The sequence below is a fragment of the Pseudoxanthomonas sp. JC1303 genome, from assembly GCF_058448525.1.
This window is the reverse complement of the sequence record NZ_CP185958.1, coordinates 1,238,399-1,258,627: the sequence shown is the minus strand read 5'-3', so window position 1 is coordinate 1,258,627 and position 20,229 is coordinate 1,238,399. Positions and strand designations below refer to the sequence as shown.

Annotated in this window: 20 protein-coding genes; 10 read left to right on the top strand and 10 right to left on the bottom strand. The window is 68.2% G+C overall.

Features of this window, described 5'->3' with window-relative positions; all coding sequences use genetic code 11:
- Nucleotides 1-2: 2 nt before the first annotated feature.
- The 5 genes from ACORQU_RS05605 to rpsU all read right to left on the bottom strand — a co-directional run bounded on the left by ACORQU_RS05605 (nucleotide 3) and on the right by rpsU (nucleotide 3,431).
- Nucleotides 3-1,568 carry a PepSY-associated TM helix domain-containing protein gene (locus tag ACORQU_RS05605; protein ID WP_491643851.1) on the bottom strand — a complete coding sequence of 522 codons (1,566 nt, stop codon included), beginning with the start codon at nucleotides 1,566-1,568 and terminating at the stop codon, nucleotides 3-5.
- The gene (locus ACORQU_RS05600; protein WP_491643850.1) at nucleotides 1,565-1,837 is read right to left on the bottom strand and encodes a hypothetical protein; all 273 of its coding nucleotides are present in this window, start codon (nucleotides 1,835-1,837) and stop codon (nucleotides 1,565-1,567) included. The genes ACORQU_RS05605 and ACORQU_RS05600 overlap by 4 nt, the downstream gene beginning before the upstream one ends.
- A complete protein-coding gene (locus ACORQU_RS05595; protein ID WP_271648337.1) occupies nucleotides 1,827-2,105 on the bottom strand; it encodes a hypothetical protein in 279 nt (92 codons plus the stop codon). Before ACORQU_RS05595 ends, ACORQU_RS05600 begins: the two co-directional genes overlap by 11 nt.
- A gap of 509 nt (nucleotides 2,106-2,614) precedes the next feature.
- Entirely contained in the window at nucleotides 2,615-3,061 is a 447-nt protein-coding gene (locus ACORQU_RS05590) for a GatB/YqeY domain-containing protein (protein ID WP_271648338.1), read from the bottom strand.
- 154 nt (nucleotides 3,062-3,215) lie between these two features.
- Nucleotides 3,216-3,431: a 30S ribosomal protein S21 gene (gene rpsU, locus ACORQU_RS05585; RefSeq protein ID WP_002808376.1), complete on the bottom strand. Its 216-nt coding sequence runs from the start codon at nucleotides 3,429-3,431 to the stop codon at nucleotides 3,216-3,218.
- Between the two features lie 125 nt (nucleotides 3,432-3,556).
- On the opposite strand from rpsU, the gene tsaD reads away from it, so the two are divergent.
- The 3 genes from tsaD to ung are packed head-to-tail and all read left to right on the top strand — an operon-like array spanning nucleotide 3,557 to nucleotide 5,851.
- Nucleotides 3,557-4,585: a tRNA (adenosine(37)-N6)-threonylcarbamoyltransferase complex transferase subunit TsaD gene (gene tsaD / locus ACORQU_RS05580; RefSeq protein ID WP_491643849.1), complete on the top strand. Its 1,029-nt coding sequence runs from the start codon at nucleotides 3,557-3,559 to the stop codon at nucleotides 4,583-4,585.
- 45 nt (nucleotides 4,586-4,630) lie between these two features.
- Nucleotides 4,631-5,110 (top strand): hypothetical protein, encoded by a 480-nt coding sequence (locus tag ACORQU_RS05575; RefSeq protein ID WP_491643848.1) that lies wholly within the window; start codon nucleotides 4,631-4,633, stop codon nucleotides 5,108-5,110.
- A 21-nt stretch (nucleotides 5,111-5,131) separates the two neighbouring features.
- The gene (ung, locus tag ACORQU_RS05570; RefSeq protein ID WP_491643847.1) at nucleotides 5,132-5,851 is read left to right on the top strand and encodes a uracil-DNA glycosylase; all 720 of its coding nucleotides are present in this window, start codon (nucleotides 5,132-5,134) and stop codon (nucleotides 5,849-5,851) included.
- A gap of 13 nt (nucleotides 5,852-5,864) precedes the next feature.
- Here the strand turns inward: ung and ACORQU_RS05565 are convergent, their stop codons facing one another.
- The gene (locus ACORQU_RS05565; RefSeq protein ID WP_491643846.1) at nucleotides 5,865-6,476 is read right to left on the bottom strand and encodes a DUF2059 domain-containing protein; all 612 of its coding nucleotides are present in this window, start codon (nucleotides 6,474-6,476) and stop codon (nucleotides 5,865-5,867) included.
- 127 nt (nucleotides 6,477-6,603) lie between these two features.
- On the opposite strand from ACORQU_RS05565, the gene arfB reads away from it, so the two are divergent.
- The 3 genes from arfB (at nucleotide 6,604) to dcp (ending at nucleotide 9,907) form a co-directional block, all read left to right on the top strand.
- Complete coding sequence (gene arfB, locus ACORQU_RS05560) at nucleotides 6,604-7,035, top strand: alternative ribosome rescue aminoacyl-tRNA hydrolase ArfB (RefSeq protein ID WP_491643845.1); 432 nt, start codon at nucleotides 6,604-6,606, stop codon at nucleotides 7,033-7,035.
- 1 nt (nucleotide 7,036) lies between these two features.
- Nucleotides 7,037-7,645 (top strand): lysophospholipid acyltransferase family protein, encoded by a 609-nt coding sequence (locus tag ACORQU_RS05555; protein WP_491644980.1) that lies wholly within the window; start codon nucleotides 7,037-7,039, stop codon nucleotides 7,643-7,645.
- 102 nt (nucleotides 7,646-7,747) lie between these two features.
- Nucleotides 7,748-9,907, top strand: coding sequence for a peptidyl-dipeptidase Dcp (gene dcp, locus ACORQU_RS05550; RefSeq protein WP_491643844.1), 2,160 nt, complete (start codon nucleotides 7,748-7,750; stop codon nucleotides 9,905-9,907).
- Between the two features lie 80 nt (nucleotides 9,908-9,987).
- Here the strand turns inward: dcp and phbB are convergent, their stop codons facing one another.
- From phbB to ACORQU_RS05535, 3 genes are read right to left on the bottom strand one after another with little or no spacing between them, the layout of a single operon-like run.
- Nucleotides 9,988-10,728 (bottom strand): acetoacetyl-CoA reductase, encoded by a 741-nt coding sequence (gene phbB, locus ACORQU_RS05545; RefSeq protein ID WP_491643843.1) that lies wholly within the window; start codon nucleotides 10,726-10,728, stop codon nucleotides 9,988-9,990.
- Between the two features lie 25 nt (nucleotides 10,729-10,753).
- A complete protein-coding gene (locus ACORQU_RS05540; RefSeq protein WP_491643842.1) occupies nucleotides 10,754-12,088 on the bottom strand; it encodes a CitMHS family transporter in 1,335 nt (444 codons plus the stop codon).
- A 51-nt stretch (nucleotides 12,089-12,139) separates the two neighbouring features.
- Nucleotides 12,140-13,339: an OprO/OprP family phosphate-selective porin gene (locus ACORQU_RS05535; RefSeq protein WP_491643841.1), complete on the bottom strand. Its 1,200-nt coding sequence runs from the start codon at nucleotides 13,337-13,339 to the stop codon at nucleotides 12,140-12,142.
- 382 nt (nucleotides 13,340-13,721) lie between these two features.
- Here ACORQU_RS05535 and ACORQU_RS05530 point away from each other — a divergent pair, with 382 nt between their 5' ends.
- The 4 genes from ACORQU_RS05530 to ACORQU_RS05515 all read left to right on the top strand — a co-directional run bounded on the left by ACORQU_RS05530 (nucleotide 13,722) and on the right by ACORQU_RS05515 (nucleotide 17,951).
- Nucleotides 13,722-14,720 (top strand): quinone oxidoreductase family protein, encoded by a 999-nt coding sequence (locus ACORQU_RS05530; RefSeq protein WP_491643840.1) that lies wholly within the window; start codon nucleotides 13,722-13,724, stop codon nucleotides 14,718-14,720.
- 110 nt (nucleotides 14,721-14,830) lie between these two features.
- Nucleotides 14,831-15,505: a response regulator gene (locus ACORQU_RS05525; RefSeq protein WP_491643839.1), complete on the top strand. Its 675-nt coding sequence runs from the start codon at nucleotides 14,831-14,833 to the stop codon at nucleotides 15,503-15,505.
- Entirely contained in the window at nucleotides 15,502-16,887 is a 1,386-nt protein-coding gene (locus tag ACORQU_RS05520) for a sensor histidine kinase (RefSeq protein WP_491643838.1), read from the top strand. Before ACORQU_RS05525 ends, ACORQU_RS05520 begins: the two co-directional genes overlap by 4 nt.
- 8 nt (nucleotides 16,888-16,895) lie before the next feature.
- Nucleotides 16,896-17,951, top strand: coding sequence for an ABC transporter substrate-binding protein (locus tag ACORQU_RS05515; protein ID WP_491644978.1), 1,056 nt, complete (start codon nucleotides 16,896-16,898; stop codon nucleotides 17,949-17,951).
- Nucleotides 17,952-17,958: 7 nt separating this feature from the next.
- Here the strand turns inward: ACORQU_RS05515 and ACORQU_RS05510 are convergent, their stop codons facing one another.
- Complete coding sequence (locus ACORQU_RS05510) at nucleotides 17,959-20,070, bottom strand: phosphoglycerol transferase I (RefSeq protein WP_491643837.1); 2,112 nt, start codon at nucleotides 20,068-20,070, stop codon at nucleotides 17,959-17,961.
- Nucleotides 20,071-20,229 lie beyond the last annotated feature (159 nt).

Here is a 20,229-nt window from a genome sequence, read left to right as displayed (position 1 = left end):
GTTCAGATTTCGTGCTGCGGACGGCGTGCCCACACGCTGTTGGGGTCTCCTTCGCGCGCACGTCGCGCGGCGGCGCGGCCCATGCGCCAGTACGTCCAGGCCAGCAGCAGGGCGATCACGCCGACGCTGAAGCGCGTCCAATGCGCATTCCACAGCGCGGCAAAGAAGTGGTCACCGGTGCCGATCCAGCCAGCCACCGGCACCAGCGCGGTCAGCGCGGCGCAGGCGTAGAGCAGTTCGGCGCCTGCACGCGCCGGTACGCGCAACACGGCCCAGGCCAGCATCGCGCAGAACACCACGTAGTAGGCCAGTGAGGCCTGGGCGTCGGGCAACAGCGCGCCGGCGATGAACAGCGCCGACACCCCGCCCACGCAGCCCAGGCACACGCCCAGAGTCAGCCGCGCCATCACCTGGGTGCGCACCGGCTGTTGCGGCGTGCGCCGCTTGCGCCGGGCCTCGATCCACAGCAGGTTGCCGCTGTAAAACAGGAACGCGCCGCCCAGGCCCAGCACGAAGTACAGCCATTTCACCGGCTGGTGCCCGTAGCTGCCGAAGTGCAGTGCCTGCAGGCCGCGCAGCATGGCCGTCCCCAGCGACATCGTGCGTGGGTCGATGACCTGCTGCACCTGGCCGGTGGCGCCGTTGAGCGCCACCATGCCCAAGGTGTTGAGCCGACGCTGGTCGACCTCGCCGTACACCTCGATCTGGGCATTGGCATCGCCGGTGTCGTGGTAGGCCAGTGAGCTGACCTCCAGTCCCGGCAGGGCAACCTGCGCGCGCGCGACCAGATCGGCCACCGGCAGCGTCGGTCGGGCCACGCCTGCGGCCTCGGCGTGCGGTTTCATCCAGAAGTCCGACTCCAGCACCTGCAGCAACTTGCCGTCGAAGACCAGCGACTGGAACGGCACCAGCAACAGCAGGCCCAGCGCCAGCACCGCACCGGACCAGGCGAACACCACGTGGAAGGGCAGGGACAGCATGCCGATCACGTTGTGCGCGTCCTGCCACAGGCGCTTGATGTTGCGCCCCGCGCGCAGGGCGAACAGGTCCTTGAGCATCACCGGCGCATAGATCACCACGCCGGAGACCAGCGCCAGGCCGTACAGGATGCTCACCACCCCAAACAGATAGGTGCCCAGGGTGCGCGGAAGCCCGGCGGTGAAATGCAGGTCGTAGAGAAAATCGACGAAGCCGGTGCGCTGCGGCAGGGTCCGCACGTGGCCCTGGGCATCGAACTGGTACTGGTAGGTGTGTCGGTCGCCGGGCGGTTGATGGAAGATGCGCGGGACCGGGCCGTGCTCCCCGGCCAGCACCAGGAACATCGCCTCGCGCGTGCTCGGATGCGCGCGCGCGGTCGCGTCCACCAGTGCCTGGGCCTGGGCCATCTCGCGCGCGGGGTCGGGCGCCGAGCCGCGCAGCGCCGCCGCCGGGCGGGGCGCCCACTGGGTCAGCTCATGGGTGAACACCGTGAAGGCCCCGGCATAGAAGGCGATGAACAGCGCCATGCCAGCGATCAGCCCGACCCAGGTATGCAGCGCCAGGAAACTGCGGAGCGTGGCGGCCTTCATGCCGGCAGGCCCGTCCAGCCAAGGGCCTTGACCAGATGCAGCGCGACAAAGGCCAGGACCGTGATCCCGCCCAGCCATCCCCAGGCCCGCGCGCCACTGCGGCAGGCGAAGGCCAGCGACATCGCGCCCACCCAGCCCGGGACGGCCAGCAGCAGCCATGGCAGCGTGGTCCGTTCCACCGGGCCCGGCCACAGCAGGGCCAGCAGCCCGATCACGCCGGTCGTGGCCGGCAGGCCCAGCACGATGGCCGCTGTCCACCTAGCCCACATCGCGCGTGCCTCCCGGGCCAGGACGCCAGGCGTCCAGGTAGGGCAAGGCGACCATGCCCAGCATGAGCGCGGTCAGGGCGGAGGAGACGCCGGCCAGCGGGCCGAGCGCGGCGATTCCAGCGGCCAACGCGACGCCGCACAGGGCCGTGCCGAGCCAGCGCAGCGCGCGGGCGTGGGCGCGCAGCGAGGGGCGGAGTCGCTGGTGGGCAGTGGCGGCATAGAAGGCCAAGGCGGCCAGCAGGCTGCAGCACAGGTACAGAAGCGTCATCAAGCAGGTTCCATCAGGACGACCGGGCCATCACCGACCGGCTTGCGGCCCGTGCCGGGTGCGCGGGGCGCCACGGGCATTGCATTGGGGGTCTCGGACCCGTCGCCCATGTCGTGCCGGTGCTTGGCGAACAGGGAGGCATTCGGGCCGGGATGCGTCCGCGAACTTGTGGTTGAGCCGCGTCCGGTACGCGTCACGGTCCGCATGCCCGGCTCGATGGAAGCTTCGGCCTGGGCCGGAGGCTGCTGTGCCACGTGTGGTGAGGCAGCCAGCACGACGAGCGAAAGCGGGGGCGCCGGACGCTGTCCGACGGGGCAAGTGGGTGCAGACACGCTGAAAATGACCCCGAAATCCGGCGCACCGGACGGCTCTTGGGCGCGGCAGGTGGCGTGCGCCCAGCGTGTGTGATTCTATATGAGAATCAGTTGCATTGACAGGCGGCGCGCCCACCATGTGGGCGCGTCGGGGCGTGTGGCGCCGCCCCGGGGCCGGCGCCACACGCGGCGAAGTCAGCCGGCCAGCTTGGCCTTGACCAGCTTGGAGACCACGCCCATGTCGGCCTGACCAGCCAGCTGCGGCTTGAGCACGCCCATCAGCTTGCCCATGTCGGCCGGGCCGCTGGCGCCGGTCTGGGCGATGGCCGCGTCGATCGCGGCGCCAATCGCAGCCTCGTCCAGCTTGGCCGGCAGGTAGCCGTCGATCACGACCAACTCGGCACGCTCGATCGCGGCCAGGTCCTCGCGCCCGGCGGCCTCGTACTGGCTGACCGAATCCTTGCGCTGCTTGACCATCTTTTCCAGCACGGCCAGCACCGCGGCGTCGTCCAGTTCGATGCGCTCGTCCACTTCCCGCTGCTTGATCGCCGCGTTGATCAGGCGGATCACGCCCAGGCGGTCCTTCTCGCCGGCCTTCATGGCCGTCTTCATGTCATCGGTGAGCTGCTGCTTGAGGGTCATGGGAAAAACTCCTGGCGAACGCGCGCGGCACGGGCCGCGGGAAAAGGGAACGAAGGGACGACAAAAAGCCGGCGACGCTCACGCGTGCCGGCTCTTGGTCTGGCTTTCCGTCGATGGCCGCAAGCGGCCACCGCGCGGAACGACCTGCCGTCGCTCAGTACAGGCGCTGGCGCTTGGTGACGTCGCGCGAGGAGCGACGCAGCTGGCGCTTCACCGCGGCAGCGGCCTTGCGCTTACGCTCCTGGGTCGGCTTTTCATAAAATTCGCGCTTGCGGGTTTCGGCCAGCACGCCGGCCTTTTCGCAGGTGCGCTTGAAACGACGGAGCGCAAACTCGAAGGGCTCGTTTTCGCGGACTTTGACGCTGGGCATGGAATCTCCGGGACACAAAAGTACCGGGATCAAACCCGGTGAGCCGCGCACTATAACGGCTCGATTCGGGCCGTGCAAGTACGCTTGGCTGGAAAAGCCACCGGCCCGGGCGCATCCTTGTGCCCATGAAAGTCCTCGGCATCGAAACCTCCTGCGACGAAACCGGCGTGGCCGTCTACGACACCGCCCTGACCGGCGCGACCGGGCTGCGCGCCCACGCGGTCTACAGCCAGATCGCCCTGCATGCCCAGTACGGCGGCGTGGTCCCGGAACTGGCCAGCCGCGACCACGTGCGCAAGCTGTTGCCGCTGATCCGCCAGACCCTGGACGAAGCCGGTTTGTCCACGCGCGAGCTGGATGGCGTGGCCTATACCGCCGGCCCCGGGCTGGTCGGTGCGCTGCTGGTCGGGGCGGGCGTGGCCCGGGCGCTGGCCTGGGCCTTGGACCTGCCGGCCATCGGCGTGCATCACATGGAAGGCCACCTGCTGGCGCCGCTGATGGAGGACGATCCGCCGCAGGCGCCGTTCGTGGCGCTGCTGGTGTCCGGCGGGCATACCCAGCTGGTCGCGGTGGAGCGGATCGGGGAATACCGGCTGCTGGGCGAGACCCTGGACGATGCGGCCGGCGAGGCCTTCGACAAGACCGCCAAGCTGATGGGCCTGCCGTATCCGGGCGGTCCGCAGCTGGCCAGGCTGGCCGAAACCGGCACGCCCGGCGCCTACAGGTTCTCGCGGCCGATGACCGATCGGCCGGGCCTGGATTTCAGTTTCTCGGGACTGAAGACCCAGGTGCTGCTGGCCTGGCGCGACAGCGACCAGTCCGAGACCACGCGCGCGGACATCGCGCGTGGGTTCGAGGACGCGGTGGTGGACACCCTGGCCATCAAGTGCGAGCGCGCGCTGGATGCGGCCGGTAGCGACACCCTGGTGATCGCCGGTGGCGTCGGTGCCAACAAGCGCCTGCGCGCCAAGCTCCAGGCGATGTGTGCACAGCGCGGTGGACGCGCCTGCTTCCCGCGACCGGCGCTGTGCACCGACAACGGCGCGATGATCGCCTTCGCCGGCGCGCTGCGCCTGGAGGCCGGCCAGCGCAGCGATGCGCAGGTCCAGGTCACCCCGCGCTGGGACATGGCCACGCTGCCGTCGGTGGCTTGAAGTCGACCGCACTACACTGCAGGCTTTGAAGAAACGAGTTCCGCCATGCGCCTGGTTGTCAGTTGCCTGTTGATGCTCGCCGCCGCGACCACGACAGGGGCAACACCTGACCTGCACCAACGCGAAGTCGTGGCGAGGCTATATCACGACTTCGCCTGGGAAGCCGTGGTGGTCACGAACGAGACCGGGCTCGCCGAACAACCGAAAGACGTGCTGCTGCGCTACTTCACACCTGGCCTGGCAGGGCTGCTGGTCGAGGACGCACGTTGCAAAGCGCGCCGTCGTGAAATCTGTCGCCTCGATTTCACCCCGCTTTGGGCCTCGCAAGATCCCGCGGCGGAAGCGCTCACGATCGTGCAGGCCAGCGGCGATACCGTCGGCGTCCAGTACGTGGTGCCTTCGACGCGCGAACATGTTTCCCTGATCTTCCATGTGGTGAAGACCGCTGCCGGCTGGCGCATCGGCGACATCACCTATCCCCAAGGCTCCTCGCTTGCCGGGCTGCTCTCGGCACCGATGGACTGAATCGCGAGATCCTGTTGACTCATGACCGACGACGACGCTTCCAACGCCCGCATCCAGCTTGAGCCTTCCTGGAAGGCGCGGGTCGGCGACTATCTGGCGCGGCCAGAGATGCAGGCGCTGTCGACGTTCCTGCGCCAGCGCAAGCAGGCCGGGGCGCGCGTGTTTCCACCCGGCCCGCAGATCTTCGCCGCCTTCGATGCCACACCGTTCGATGCGGTCAAGGTGGTGATCCTGGGGCAAGACCCGTATCACGGCGCCGGCCAGGCGCACGGGCTGTGCTTTTCGGTGCAGCCGGGCACGCCGGTCCCGCCCTCGCTGCAGAACATCTACAAGGAACTGGCCAGCGATATCGGCATCACGCCGCCGGATCACGGCTGCCTGACGCCGTGGGCAGAGCATGGCGTGCTGCTGCTCAACTCGGTGCTGACTGTCGAGGAGGGCCGGGCCGGCGCGCATCAGGGCAAGGGCTGGGAAGGCTTCACCGACCACGTGATCCAGACGCTGGCGGCCGAGCGTGAGCACCTGGTCTTCCTGCTGTGGGGCAGCTACGCGCAGGCCAAGGGCAAGGTGATCGACCCGCGCACGCATCGCGTGCTCAAGGCGCCGCATCCCTCGCCGCTGTCGGCGCATCGCGGCTTCCTGGGCTGCCGGCACTTCTCCCAGGCCAACGAGTACCTGGCCCGTCACGGCCTGGGCGCGGTCGACTGGCGGCTGCCGCCGCGCGCCAGCCTGCCAGGCTGATCCGCGCGGGGGCTTACTTCTTCTTCTTGCTGGAAGCCTTCTTGGTCGACTTCTTCTTGGTGGTGCTGTGCGTGGCCGCCTTGCGCCGCTCCTGCGGCGGGGACACCGGCGGGGCCGGGATCGGTTCGGCCGACACGGTCTTGACCTCGGCCTGCAGGGCTTCGAGCTGCGGGATCATCTTCTGCTGGATGGCCACCATCAGCGTCTGCATCATTGCCGGGGTCTTGTCGAGCAGGTGCTGGCCGGCCTTGCTCTCGTAGAACTTGGTCATCGCCTTGACATCGTCGTCGTCGAAGGTTTCCCGGTAGACCTGCAGATACACCGGGCGCATCTGGTCCCAGGCCAGGGACTGGCGCACGATTTCCGAGGTGCGCGCCTGGATGTTGGCGATCTCCTGCTGCTGCTGCGGGGTGAGGGTCTTGCCTTCGGTGAGCTCGGCGAACTGCTGGCGCTGGATGGCCTCGACCTGCGGCTGGATGGCGGCCAGCATGCTTTGCGCGCGCGAAGCCGCCAGCAGGCGTTCGATCTCCTTGTCGGTCGGCTCGCGGGCCTGCGCCGCCGGCGCCAGGGCCGTCAACAGCAGGCACAGCAGCATCAGGACGGGGATGGATCGACAGCGTGGCATCGCGGCTCCGGGACGTGGGGCGGGAAGCGATGGTGCCGAGCGCGGTGGGCGCCCGTGTAAAAATTTCACTAAACCGCCGGGGATGTCATCGGCCGGTACAGCTTGGCCATCGCCTACAATGCCGCCCATGCCCGCTGGATTTCTGCAGATCTCGCCCACGCTGTCCATCCCCGACGAAGAACTCGTCGAGCGCTTCGTGCGCGCCAGCGGCGCGGGCGGCCAGAACGTGAACAAGGTCGCCACCGCGGTGGAATTGCGCTTCGATGTGGCCGGCTCGCCCTCGCTGCCCGAAGTACTGCGCAGCCGCCTGCTGGCGCGCCGCGACCGACGCCTGACCGACGCCGGGGTGCTGGTGATCGACGCCCAGCGCTTCCGCACCCAGGACCGCAACCGCCAGGACGCGCGTGAGCGCCTGGCCGGCATCATCGCTGCGGGCCTGTCGGTGCCCAAGCCGCGGCTGGCGACCCGCCCGAGCCGGGCTTCCAAGCTGCGCCGGCTGGATGCCAAGAAGTCCCGCGGCCAGATCAAACGCAACCGGAACGCCCGTGATTGGGACTGACATGACCCCGCCGCGGCCGCCGGGCGAAGTCCCGGTCGCACCGCCCGACATGCCGCGCGTGAAGCCCAACCGCTTCAACCGCTGGTGTGCACGCACGCTGCTGCGCCTGAGCGGCTGGCGCATTGCCGGCGAGCTGCCGGACATTCCCAAGCTGGTGATGATCGTGGCCCCGCATTCGTCCAACTGGGACGGCCTGTGGGGCATGGCGGTGAAGATCGCCTGCGGTTTCGAGGTCAAGGTGCTGGGCAAGGCCAGCCTGTTCTGGTGGCCGCTGGGCCCGCTCCTGCACAAGCTGGGCGTGGTGCCGGTGGACCGGGCCAATGCCGGCGGCGTGGTGCGCCAGGCGGTGGAGACCATCCACGGCTACGAGCGCATCTGGTTCGTGGTCACGCCGGAGGGCACCCGCAAGCGCGTGGACAAGTGGAAGACCGGCTTCTGGAAGATCGCCCGCGCCGCCGACGTGCCCATCCTGCTGGCCTACTTCCACTACCCCGAGAAGGTCGTCGGGGTCGGTCCGGTGTTTCATCCCACCGGCGACATGGAGGCGGACATGGCCGCCATCCGCGCGTGGTACCGCCCGTGGATGGGCAAGACCCGCGGCACGACGTGAGCGACCCAAGCAAAGCACATGCGGGCCCGGCCGGTCGGCGCTAGCGCCGGATCGACGGACCCGATTTCCCCGATGACACGATCGACGTTTCCAGGAAACATCATGACCCGAACCCTCGTCCTCGCCGCCGCCATCAGCCTGGCGCTGGCCGCCTGCCAGAGCAAACAGGAGGCAGATTCCGTGAAGACCGCCGATGCCGCACCGGCCGCCGATGCCAAGCCGCAGCGCGCCAACCCGCTGCTGAGCCAGAGCCCGCTGCCCTTCCACGCGCCGCAGTTCGACAAGATCCAGGATGCCGACTACTTGCCGGCCTTCGAGCAGGGCATGCGCGAACATTTGGAGCAGATCAATAAGATCGCCGACAACCCCGATGCGCCGACCTTCGCCAACACCATCGAGGCGATGGAGCAGACCGGGCAGACCCTGGATCGCGTCTCGCGCATCTTCTTCGGCCTGGTCCAGGCCGACACCAACGATGCACGGCAGAAGATCCAGGAGGACATCGCGCCCAAGCTGGCCGCTCACCAGGACGAGATCAGCCTCAATCCCAAACTGTTCGCGCGGATCAAGGCGGTCTACGACCAGCGCGACAGCCTGAACCTGGATCCGGTGTCCCTGCGCCTGGTGGAGCGCGATTACCAGGAATTCGTGCGCGCCGGCGCGCAGCTGTCCGATGCCGACAAGGCCACCCTGCGCAAGCTCAACGTGGAAGAGACCACCCTGTCCACGCAGTTCCACCAGCGCCTGGTCGCCGCCGCGGCCGCCGGTGCGGTGGCGGTGGACGACAAGTCCCAGCTGGCCGGCATGTCCGACGGCGCCATTGCTTCGGCCGCGCAGGACGCCAAGGCCCGCGGTGAGGACGGCAAGTACCTGCTGGCCCTGCAGAACACCACCCAGCAGCCGGAACTGGGCGCGCTGAGCGATCGCGACCTGCGCACCCGGATCCTCGAGGCTTCCGAGACCCGTACCGAGCACGGCGACGCCAACGACACCCGCCAGATCATCCAGCGCCTGGCCCAGCTGCGCGCGCAGAAGGCCAAGCTGCTGGGCTTTGACAGCTATGCCGCCTACAGCCTGGCCGACCAGATGGCCAAGACCCCCGAAGCGGCGCTCAAGCTGCTGACCGACACGGTGCCGGCGGCGACGGCCAAGGCCAAGGGCGAGGCGGCCGAGATCCAGCAGGTCATCGATGCGCAGAACGGCGGCTTCAAGCTGACCGCCGCGGACTGGGACTACTACGCCGAGCAGGTGCGCAAGCAGAAGTACGACCTGGACGAGTCGCAGATCAAGCCGTACTTCGAGCTGGACAACGTGCTCAAGAACGGCGTGTTCTACGCGGCCAACCAGCTCTACGGGGTCACCTTCAAGGAGCGCAAGGACATCCCGGTGTACAACCCGGACGTGCGCGTCTACGAGGTGTTCGACGCCGACGGCAAGTCGCTGGCGCTGTTCTACACCGACTACTTCAAGCGTGACTCCAAGTCCGGCGGCGCGTGGATGGACGTGTTCGTCGAGCAGGACGGGCTCACCGGCGACAAGCCGGTGGTCTACAACGTGTGCAACTTCACCAAGCCGGTCGATGGTCAGCCGGCGCTGCTGAGCTTCGACGACGTCACCACGATGTTCCATGAGTTCGGCCATGCGCTGCACGGCATGTTCTCCAAGGTGAAGTACCCGTCCATCGCCGGCACCAGCACCTCGCGCGACTTCGTCGAGTTCCCCTCCCAGTTCAACGAGCACTGGGCGACCGATCCGAAGGTCTTCGCCCATTACGCCAAGCACTACCAGACCGGCGAGGCGATGCCCAAGGAACTGGTGGAGAAGATCCGCAAGTCCAAGACCTTCAACACCGGCTACGCCACCACCGAGTACCTGTCGGCGGCGCTGCTGGACATGGCCTGGCACACGCTGCCGGCCGATGCGCCGTTGGAGGACGTGGACGCCTTCGAGGCCCAGTCGCTGAAGAAGTACAAGGTCGACCTGGCCGAGGTCCCACCGCGCTACCGGACCAGCTACTTCGACCACATCTGGGGCGGCGGCTATGCGGCCGGCTATTACGCCTACTTCTGGGCCGAGGTGCTCGACGACGATGCGTTCGAGTGGTTCCAGGAGCATGGCGGCCTGACCCGCAAGAACGGCGACATCTTCCGCGACAAGATCCTCTCGCGCGGCAACACCGTGGACCTGGCCACGCTGTACCGCGACTTCCGCGGCAAGGATCCCAGCGTCGATGCACTGCTGGAGAACCGTGGGCTGAAGTAAGCCGCGGTGTCGCTCCAGGAAAAACGAAGAAGGGACGGCGCAAGCCGTCCCTTCTTCGTTGCAGCGTCTGCAGGCCGCGCTCAATCCATGTGCAGGCCGCCATTGACCGCGTAGTCGGCGCCGGTGACATAGGCGGCCTCGTCCGAGACCAGCCACGCACACAGGCCAGCGACTTCCTCGGCCTTGCCCAGGCGCCGCACCGGTACGCTGGAGGCCAGCCGCTCCAGCACGTCCGGCGGGAAGCTGCTGATCGCCGCGCTGGCGATGTAGCCCGGCGAGATGGTGTTGACGGTGACGCCGCGCAGCGCGACTTCCTGCGCCAGCGCGCGGGTGAAGCCGGTCATCGCGGCCTTGGCGGTGGCGTAGTTGACCTGGCCGATCTGGCCCTTGTGCGCACTGACCGAGCCGATGTTGACGATGCGGCCCCAGCCGCGCGTGGTCATGCCGTCGATCACCTGCTTGGTGATGTTGAACAGCGCGTGCAGGTTGGAATTGATGACCGCCTGCCAGTCGGCACGCTCCATCTGCCGGAACAGCAGGTCGCGGTTGCCGCCGGCGTTGTTGACCAGCACGTCGATCTTGCCGACTTCCGCCTTGACCTCGCGGAAGGCGGCGACGGTGGAGTCCCAGTCGGCGGCGTTGCCCTCGGAGACGATGAAGTCGAAGCCGAGCGCGCGCTGCTCGCGCAGCCAGCCGGCCTTGCGTGGCGAGTCCGGGCCGCAGCCGACCACCACGGTGTGGCCGCTGCGGGCCAGTTTCTGGCAGATGGCCGTGCCGATGCTGCCCATGCCGCTGGTGACGTAGGCGATGCGCAATGTCATGTGCGTGTCCTTGGAAGAGTGAGGGTCAGCCCGCGGCCAGCGGGAACAGCGAGAACAGCAGTCCGCCCGCCATCAGCAGCAGCGAGACCAGCAGGGCCCACTTGAGCGTGAACTTCTGGTGGTCGGCGAAATCCACCTTGGCCAGGCCCACCAATAGGTAGGTCGAGGGCACCAGCGGGCTGAGCAGGTGCACCGGCTGCCCGGCCAGCGAGGCGCGCGCCATTTCCACCGGGCTGATGCCGTATTCGCCCGCCGCCTGCGACAGGATTGGCAGCACGCCGAAGTAGAAGGCGTCGTTGGACATGAAGAAGGTGAATGGCATGCTGGCCAGCGCGGTGATCACCGCCAGGTACGGGCCGCAGGCGTCGGGGATGATCGCCAGGAAGCTGCGCGACATCGCCTCGACCATGCCGGTGTTGGACAGGATGCCGGTGAAGATGCCGGCGGCGAAGATCAGCGACACCACCGACAGCACGTTGCCGGCGTGGTTGACCAGGCGGCGGCGCTGCTCGGCCAGGTCTGGATAATTGATCACCAGTGCGATGGCGAAGCCGATCATGAACAACACCGGCATCGGCAGCACGCCGATCACCAGCGCGGCCATCAGCACACAGGTCAGGGCGAAGTTCACCCACAGCAGCTTGGGTCGCTTGATGTGCTCGACGTCCTGGACCGTGGGCAACGCATCGCTGCCGTCCTCGGCGACCGAGGCATCCATCCAGTCCTGGCCGGCCGGCAGCTTGACCACCCCCAGCCGACGGCGCTCCTGCATGCCCAGCCACCACGCCAGCGCCAGGATGCCGAGCAGGGCGATGACCATCGATGGCACCATCGGCACGAACACGTCGGCCGGGTCCACGTGCAGCGCGGTGGCCGCGCGCGCGGTCGGGCCGCCCCATGGGGTCAGGTTCATCACGCCGCTGGCGAGCATGGTCAGGCAGGTCATCGCCAGGGCGTTCATGCCGAGACGGCGATACAGCGGCAGCATTGCCGAGGCGGTGATCATGTAGGTGGTCGAGCCGTCGCCATCCAGCGAGATCAGCATCGCCAGCACCGCCGTGCCCATGACGATCTTCAGCGGATCGCCCTTGACCACGCGCAGGATGCGACCGACCAGCGGGTCGAACAGGCCCGCGTCGATCATCACGCCGAAGTAGAGGATCGCGAACATCAGCATCACGCCGGTCGGCGCGATCTTCTTGATGCCTTCCAGCATCATCTCGTTGATGCCACCGCCGAAGCCGCCGATCAGCGCGAACACGATGGGCACCGTGACCAGTGCCACCAGCGGTGAGAGCCGCTTGGACATGATCAGGTACATGAAGGTGATGACCATTCCGAAGCCCAGCGCGGTCAGCATCGATGTTTCCTCGTCTTGCGTGAGGCGCCGCATGCGCGCGGCGCAGGTGGGTTAGAAGTCGTACTGGAAGCGGCCGGTGAGCGCGCGGGTGTGGTCCAGCGTGGTGGCGGTGCGGTGATCGCGATTGCGGCTGTCGATCAGGTCGAACATCAGCCGCAGATTCGGCTTGAGGTACCAGTTGGCGCCCAACGTCACCGCTTCCATCGAAGCGTCGATCGTGTCGGGCAGGCCATCGGGCCGCTGCTGGCCCCACATGCGGTCGTAACGCAGTGCCAGCTCGAACGCGCCGGTCTTGTTGCGCAGGCCCCTGATGCGCGAGAAGCGCCCTGTCTTGCGATCGTAGCCGCGCGACTCACCGGTGACGAACCAGCTGACCAAGCCGTAGGCCGCCTGGATGTCGGCGCGCTGCGCGCCATCGTCCAGCACCGCGCCGCTGTATTCGCCCTGCCACGACACCGGGCCGTGCACTTCGGCGTATTCCAGCGACCACTTGTCCACGTCGGTATCGCGCCCGGCATCGAAGCGCGCCAGCGTCAGGCGGCTGTTCTCGGCCAGGTCGTTGGCCGGACGCGGGCGTAGCACCAGCGCGGCCGCATCGCGCGTGCCGGGATGGGCGTAGGCCTCGTGCGCCAGCGACAGGCCGACGTGCCGCAGCGTGGTGCCGGCATCCAGCGGCAGCCACGTCGCGCGGCCGCCGACCGCCGCACCCTTGGTGGCACTGTTGTCGATGCTCTCCAGGCTGTAGGCGCTGGCTGCCCAGGTGCCGTGCGGCAGCGTGGCCTGCCACGACACCGCCTTTCGGTAGATGGGCGCCAGTGTGCTGGCGCCCATGCCGCGCTCCAGGAACGCGCCGTAGTTGGAGCCGGTGCGATCGTCCAGGCTGAAGTACTGCTTGAACTGGCCGACCGTCAGCGTGCCGGCGGAGAATTTCTTGGCGATGAACACATCGCGCGCCACGATGCCGGCGCTGCCCGGTTCGTCCTGCAGACCGGCCAGGTCGACCTCGGCCTTGTATTCCAAGCCGTAGAACTTGCCCGAGACATCCAGCCACACGCGGCGGAACTGGGTATCGTCCTGGTTCGGCGTGCCGCGATCGTCGTTGTCGAACGTGGCGAAGTCCCAGTGGATGCGGCCGCCGAGTGCGGCGGTGACCGGGGCATCGTCGTCGCCTTCTGCCGCGAAGGCAGGCACCGCCAGGCACAGCGACAGGCAGGCGGCGAGACGGCGGATGGTGGTGTTCGGTACTGGCACAGACCCTCCCAGGTGCTGGTGTGTCCGTGCCGTGCGGGAAGCGTGGTGCGGACCGTGGTGGCGACCTTAGGGGCGCGAAGCTGTCATCGGCCTGTCGCTGCAGCGCGGCATTTTCCCGGTGAAATCATGGGGTTAGACCTTGGTCGCAAGCGCCGCGCGATGACAGGTGCACGACAGGAAGCGGCCGCTAGCCTCGCGCGACATGCACAGCGCGATCCGCGGATCGCGTGCACCTGGGAGGGCGCCGGCATGCGGGACGGATCGACGATGGCAGCAAGCTTTCTGTTTCGATCCCGAATGCGTGATGCGCCGGACTGCACCCGGGCCTTGTCTCACGATGGGCTTGCGTCCATCGCGGCGCACCTCGGGGAGCGGGACACTCATGCGAGCAATCCGGATTGAGCAATACGGCGGGCCGGAGGTCATCCAACGCGTCGAATGCGACGTGCCCACGCCCAAGGCCGATGAGGTACTGGTGCGCGTGGCCTGCGCCGGCATCAACTTCATGGACGTGCACACGCGCCAGGGCAAGTACCGCGATTCGCGCTCGTATCCGGTACGCATCCCGCTGACGTTGGGCATGGAGGGCGCCGGCGAGGTGGTCGCGGTCGGACACGATGTCACGCGGTTCGCGCCCGGCGACCGCGTCGCCTGGTGCATCGTCTGGGGCGCGTATGCCGAGTACGCGGTGGTGCCGGCGGCGAAGCTGGTCCGGATTCCCGACGACATCGGCTTCGACCTGGCCGCCGCGGCGATTTTCCAGGGCTCGACCGCGCATTACCTGCTCGATGACGTCGCGCGCCTCAAGGCTGGTGACACGTGCCTGATCCACGCGGCGTCCGGCGGCATCGGCCAGCTGCTGGTGCAGATGGCCAAGCGGCGCGGCGTGACCGTGTTCGCCACCACCAGCACGCCGGACAAGGCGCGGGTCGCGCGCCAGCATGGCGCCGACCACGTGCTGGCGTACGACCACGGCGGTTTTGCCGATCGCATCCGCGCGCTGACCGAGGGCGTCGGCGTGGACGTGGTGTTCGACGCGGTCGGTAGGCCCACGCTGCGCGAGAGCTTCCGCGCCACGCGCACGCGCGGGCTGGTGGTGAACTACGGCGCGGTCGCCGGTTCGCTGGATGACCTGGATCCGTACGAGCTGGGCGAGGCGGGATCGCTGTTCCTGACCCGGCCGCGGCTGGCTGATCATCTGGCCGACCCGGTCGCGATCCAGCGCCGCGCGGACGAGATCTTCGCCGCGATGCGCGAAGGCGCGCTGCAGATCGAAATCGTCGGGCGCTACACCCTGGACAACTTCGAGGCTGCGCACGAGGCCCTGGAGGCGCGGCGCCAGGTCGGCAAGGCCGTGCTGGAGATCGCCCGATCCGCGTAGCGGTGGCGACGCGGTCATCGACATGTCGCTGCGCACATCCGCCTCCGGGATGGACGCGGCGGCGCCCAACTGGAATGCTGCAGCGCCTTACGCTGCCCGCGACGAGTCCCATGCGCATTTTGCTGGTGGAAGACAACGTGGACCTGGCCGATGCCATCGTGCGGCGTATGCGCCGCAGTGGGCATGCGGTCGACTGGCAGCACGACGGGGTGGGCGCGGCCAGCGTGCTGCGCTACCAGAGCTTCGACCTGGTGGTGCTGGACATCGGTCTGCCGCGCCTGGATGGGTTGTCGCTGCTGGGCGACCTGCGCGAACGCGGTGACGCCACGCCGGTGCTGATGCTGACCGCGCGCGATGGCATCGAGGACCGCGTCAACGCGCTGGATGTCGGTGCCGACGATTACCTGGCCAAGCCGTTCGACTTCCGCGAATTCGAGGCGCGCTGCCGCGTGCTGCTGCGCCGCAGCCGCGGCCAGGCCACCGCCGCGGTGCAGGTCGGCGGGCTGGTGTTCGACAGCGCCGCGCATACGGTGCAGGTCGACGGCGTGGCGCTGGAGCTGCCCAACCGAGAATTCCGCCTGCTGGAGATCCTGCTGGGCCGGCTGGACCAGGTGGTGAGCAAGGACGAGATCGCCAAGGGCCTGTTCGGCTTCGACGACGAAGCCGGGCCCAATGCGATCGAGCTGTACATCGGCCGGCTGCGCAAGAAGCTGGGCGATGCAGCGCCGCTGCGCATCATCACGGTGCGCGGCGTCGGCTACAAGGCCGAAACCGCCACGCCATGAGCGCCGCGCCGTCGACCGCGCCTTCGCTGCGCCGCACGCTGCTGCTGTATCTGGGCACGCTGTCGGTGCTGGCGATCACCGGGCTATTCTTCGCTGCGCGCGCCTACGGCAATCGTGCGGCCAACCAATCCTATGATCACCTGCTGGTGTCCTCGGCGCTGTCGATCCTGGACAGCGTGGCGCTGGCCGACGGGCAATGGCAGGTGGACCTGCCGTATGCGGCGCTGGATCTGCTGTCGATGGCACCGGAGGACCGCGTTTTTTATCGCGTGCTGGACGGGCAGGGCCGCACCATCACCGGCTATGACGACCTGCCAATGGCGCGGCGCATGCCGCAGGAAGGCAAGCCGGAACTGTTCGATGCACGCTACAGCGGCGAGCCGGTGCGCTGGGTGGTGGTGGGTCGTCACATCGCCACACCTTCGGCGCAGGCCCAGGTGCTGGTGGAGGTCGGTCAGACCAGGCGCGCGCGCGATGCGCTGGCCAGCGATTTGGTGCTGCGCGCGCTGGCCGCGCTGGCGCTGCTGTCAGTGCTCAGCGGGCTGCTGGTGTGGCTGGGCGTGCAGCGTGCGCTGCGTCCGCTGGCGCGATTGGAACGCGATCTGGCCCGGCGCGAGCCGGCCGACCTGCGTCCGCTGCCGGACGGCGCGCCGCAGGAAATGCAGCAGATGGTCGGCGCGCTCAACCACTTCATGCAGCGCCTGCAGGCCAGTAACGAGAACCTGCGCGCGTTCATGGCCGAGGCCGCGCACCAGATGCGCACGCCACTGGCGGCGCTGCGCGCGCAGGCGCAGCTGGGCCTGGACGAGGACGATCCAGCCGACATGCGGCGCAGCCTGGTCGCGGTGGAGCGCAACGCCACCCACATGAGCCGCCTGCTCAACCAGCTGCTCAGTGATGCCAGCGTGCTGCACCGGGCCAACCTGCAGGACTTTGAACGCTGCGACCTGGCCGAGGTGGTGCATCACGCGCTGCACGATGCCTTGCCCGCCGTCGGCGCGCAGCCGCACGTGCAGCGGGCGATCGACCCGACGCCGGCCCAGGTACGCGGCGATCCGCTGCTGTTGCGCGAGGCGATCAAGAACCTGATCGACAACGCGCTCAAGCACGGCGGCGCCGAAGGCCCGCTGCAAGTGACGCTCAACGTCGATGCCACCCACTGCATCCTGACCATCGCCGATCACGGCCCAGGCATCCCGGCGGCCGAGGCGAATACCGTGTTCGAACGGTTTGCCCGCGGCCAGCATGCGGTGCCCGGCGGCGCCGGGCTGGGGCTGGCCATCGTCAAGCGGGTGGCCGACAGTCACGGCGCGCGCATCGACCTGAGCAACCGGCCCGAGGGCGGCCTGGTGGTGACGCTGTGGTTTCCGAGGATCGCCTGATGTCGTGCATGCGTGTATTGATCGCCTTGCTGGTGCTGTGCCTGCCGCAGGCCGCGCTGGCCGATCCGGGCGACGTGCGGCGCTTTCCCGCGCCCTCGGGCAACGCCGCCGCGCAGCTGCGCGTGCAGGGCTCGACCGACCTGGAGGTCTTCGCCACGGTGATCGCCGATTACCAGCGCCTGCATCCGGACACCGAAGTGGTGTACGAGGACGTGATCGCCTGGGACATCGCCGCGCGCTATCTCAAGGATCCCTACGCGGCACGGCGGCCGGACATCATGATCAGCGCCAGCATGGATCTGCAGACCAAGCTGGCCAACGACGGCTACGCGCTGGCGCATCGCTCGCCGCAGACCGATGCGCTGCCGGACTGGGCGCAGTGGCGCCACGAGGTGTTCGCCATCAGCACCGAGCCAGTCGCCATCGTCTACAACACGCGCCTGCTGCCCGCCACCAAGGCGCCGCACACGCGCCGCCAGCTGCTGGACCTGCTGCGCGACCCGGCCGGTCCGCTGCGCGGGCGCGTGGGCACCTACGACGTGGAACGCAGCGGCACTGGCTATCTGTTCGCGACCCAGGATGCGCAGGTCGGCAGCGTGTCGACGGCGCTGCTGGCGGAACTGGGCCGCAATGCGGTGCAGTTGGAGGAGCGCACCGGCGTGCTGCTGGATCGCGTGGCAAGCGGCAATCTGGTGCTGGCCTACAACGTGCTGGGGTCGTACGCGAAGGCGCGCATCGATGCGGGCGCGCCGCTGGCCATCGTCCAGCCCGAGGACTACACGCTGGTCGCGCTGCGCACTGCGGTGATTTCGCGCACGGCGATGCATCCGGCCCAAGCGCGGCAGTTCCTCGATTACCTGCTGTCGCCGCGCGGCCAGCGCGTGCTGACCGAGCAGGCGCGCCTGGGACCGGTGCTGCCGGCCAACGTGACCGGAACGCCCGCGCGCACCATGCGTCCGATCGTGCTGGGGCCAGGCCTGCTGGTCTACCTGGATACGCTCAAGCGGCGGCAGTTCCTGGAGAACTGGCGCACCATCGTGCAGCCGCGGGCGGCCACACCGTAGCGTCGCGTTACGAACGGCCGTTCGGGTGGCGTGCCTTCACCAGTGCCACGTCGTCGTCCACGCTGATGTCGTCGGGCGAACCCAGCCACGCGCGGATCTGCATGTCGTCCACTTCCTTGTCCAGGTCCAGCTGCATCTCGATCTTGCCGGTCGGATCGGGCAGCGCCCAGTGCTGGGCCAGCACCTTGCCCTCGCTGTCCATCGCCTCGATCCAGAACGCATGGTTGGGGCGATGCGAGGTGCTCAACGTGATCTGGTAGCTGCCCGGCGCGGTCTGGCGCAGGGCCGAGCCGACCATCACCGGCTGGCGCGGCGCCAGGCGCGTGCCGGCCAGGCGTTGCAGCGGCGCATCCACGCGGACACCGTGGGCCAGTTCGCTGCTGCGGTACAGGCGCGCGTCGCGGGCGTTGTTGACCAGCAGCGCGCACCAGCCGCTGTCGGGTGAATCGTTGTCGAAGGCCGTGCACCGGTCAACGTAGGCCAGCGTGTTCTCCGGGCTGGACTTGCGGAAGCGGCGCGGGGTGTCCTCCAGGGTGATGTTCTTGAGGTTCCACTGCGCGTCGTAGTCCAGTAGCACCGGCGGGCGGACTTCCTGCACGCCGACCACGATGCGATCGTCATGCACGCGCAGCGTGCGGGTCTCGTGTCCGGTCCACAGCTCGCGGGCATAGGCCAGGTAGCGCGGATAGTCGCGGCCTTCGTCGCGCGCGTAGGCCGCACTGGCCCCCTGCGCATGCCTGGCCGCGTCCAGCAGCGAGCGGCCGAAGCCGATCGAGGCCATCGACGGATCCAGCAGCGACAGCAGGGTGGCGCCGGTGTCCAGGGTGCTGGCGCTGGCCACATCCACCTGGCGCGGCGCGATGCCCTTGCCGAGCATCAGCAGTAGGTTCTCCCGCTGCATCTTGGCCAGGGTATCGGTCAGGTCGTTAGGCATGGCCAGGTGGTCGGAGGACACCACGATCACGGTGTTATCGCCCCACGGGCTGCTGCGGATCTTGTCGACCAGCTCGGAGATCAGCCGGTCCGAGCAGTGCAGCGCATCGAGCATGCCGATCTGGCCGAAGTCGCCGCCGCGGTAATGCTGCCCCTGGCAGGACACCGGCAGGTGCCCGGCCGGGTGGTGGGTATCCATGGTCAGCGCGGTCAGCAGGAAGGGCTGGTCGCCGCGGGCCAGGGTCTGGAACTGGTCCCACACCTGGTCGAGCATTACATCGTCATGCACGCCCCACGCCGAGAAGTGCGAGGGATCGATCTTGCGCTGCTTGAACCAGGCCAGGTCGCGCACGTCGTCGAAGCCGTGGCTGGTCAGGAAGCTGGCCTTCCCGGCGAACGCGCCATCGGCGCCACCGACGAAATCGTTGCGATAGCCCTGGGTGCGTAAGTAATCGCCCAGGCACTGAGCCTCGGGCAGAAAGCTGCCCATGCGCCCGTAACTGTTCTCATCGCCCGGCGCGGCGGTCAGCGGCACGCCGCACTGCGAGGACACCATGCCGGCGATGGTCCAGCCGCCGCCATCGGCCGAGGTGACATGACGGAAGTCCAGGCCCTCGCTGGCCAGCTTGCGCAGGTGGGGCATCAGGCCGGGGAAGGTCTTCTGGTCGAAGTAGGTCCGCTCCAGGCTCTCGCCGTAGATCCACACGATGTTGCGGCGATTGCCCAGCGTGCCGCGCGGTGTGCGGTATTCCCCGGCGACCACGCTGCCGTCCACCGGCTGGGACAGCCGGTACAGGCGCTTGCCGTCGTGGTAGAGCGGACTGGCGATCACCGCCACCACGGCAGCGGCCATGAAGCCACCCAGCACGCTCAGCCCATGCCCTGGACGGCGGAACCGGCGCACGCGCACCAGCGCCAGTGGCAGCAGGGACAGCAGGAGCAGGCCCACGTAGACGGCGATATCACCAGAGAAGTCCGCCACGCCGGCGCCTTCCATCCCGGCCTTGAGGTGATAGAGCGTGGCGGCGTTGAGCCCGTCCCCGCTGAGCCGGTCGATGAACCACCAGCTGGACAGGGCCAGGCCCAGCACGCTCAGCACGGCCGCCTTGACCCAGGCCAGCCGGCCGGACACTAGCAGCAGGGCGATCATCGACAGCAGGGCGGCGACCAGGACGAGTGGGTGCATCGAAGTCCAGGTTTCTTGGACGGGGGAAAGTGGACGATAGGCGCCAAATGCGCGCACTTACAACTTTTACATGAACATTGAGTGACACGTGGATGTCGGCATCGAGACATCCAAGCGTTTGGTTTTACAGCTTTTTTACAAGGCGCGACACGCCCCGGA

Coding starts and splice junctions, on each gene's coding strand:
- dcp (WP_491643844.1), top strand. CDS start 7,748: ATGACCCGAACCCTCGTCCTCGCCGCCGCCATCAGCCTGGCGCTGGCC.
- ACORQU_RS05525 (WP_491643839.1), top strand. CDS start 14,831: ATGCGCATTTTGCTGGTGGAAGACAACGTGGACCTGGCCGATGCCATC.
- ACORQU_RS05600 (WP_491643850.1), bottom strand. CDS start 1,837: ATGTGGGCTAGGTGGACAGCGGCCATCGTGCTGGGCCTGCCGGCCACG.
- ACORQU_RS05555 (WP_491644980.1), top strand. CDS start 7,037: ATGACCCCGCCGCGGCCGCCGGGCGAAGTCCCGGTCGCACCGCCCGAC.
- rpsU (WP_002808376.1), bottom strand. CDS start 3,431: ATGCCCAGCGTCAAAGTCCGCGAAAACGAGCCCTTCGAGTTTGCGCTC.
- tsaD (WP_491643849.1), top strand. CDS start 3,557: ATGAAAGTCCTCGGCATCGAAACCTCCTGCGACGAAACCGGCGTGGCC.
- phbB (WP_491643843.1), bottom strand. CDS start 10,728: ATGACATTGCGCATCGCCTACGTCACCAGCGGCATGGGCAGCATCGGC.
- ACORQU_RS05510 (WP_491643837.1), bottom strand. CDS start 20,070: ATGCACCCACTCGTCCTGGTCGCCGCCCTGCTGTCGATGATCGCCCTG.
- ACORQU_RS05515 (WP_491644978.1), top strand. CDS start 16,896: ATGCGTGTATTGATCGCCTTGCTGGTGCTGTGCCTGCCGCAGGCCGCG.
- ACORQU_RS05565 (WP_491643846.1), bottom strand. CDS start 6,476: ATGCCACGCTGTCGATCCATCCCCGTCCTGATGCTGCTGTGCCTGCTG.
- ung (WP_491643847.1), top strand. CDS start 5,132: ATGACCGACGACGACGCTTCCAACGCCCGCATCCAGCTTGAGCCTTCC.
- ACORQU_RS05540 (WP_491643842.1), bottom strand. CDS start 12,088: ATGCTGACCGCGCTGGGCTTCGGAATGGTCATCACCTTCATGTACCTG.
- arfB (WP_491643845.1), top strand. CDS start 6,604: ATGCCCGCTGGATTTCTGCAGATCTCGCCCACGCTGTCCATCCCCGAC.
- ACORQU_RS05605 (WP_491643851.1), bottom strand. CDS start 1,568: ATGAAGGCCGCCACGCTCCGCAGTTTCCTGGCGCTGCATACCTGGGTC.
- ACORQU_RS05590 (WP_271648338.1), bottom strand. CDS start 3,061: ATGACCCTCAAGCAGCAGCTCACCGATGACATGAAGACGGCCATGAAG.
- ACORQU_RS05530 (WP_491643840.1), top strand. CDS start 13,722: ATGCGAGCAATCCGGATTGAGCAATACGGCGGGCCGGAGGTCATCCAA.
- ACORQU_RS05575 (WP_491643848.1), top strand. CDS start 4,631: ATGCGCCTGGTTGTCAGTTGCCTGTTGATGCTCGCCGCCGCGACCACG.
- ACORQU_RS05595 (WP_271648337.1), bottom strand. CDS start 2,105: ATGACGCTTCTGTACCTGTGCTGCAGCCTGCTGGCCGCCTTGGCCTTC.
- ACORQU_RS05520 (WP_491643838.1), top strand. CDS start 15,502: ATGAGCGCCGCGCCGTCGACCGCGCCTTCGCTGCGCCGCACGCTGCTG.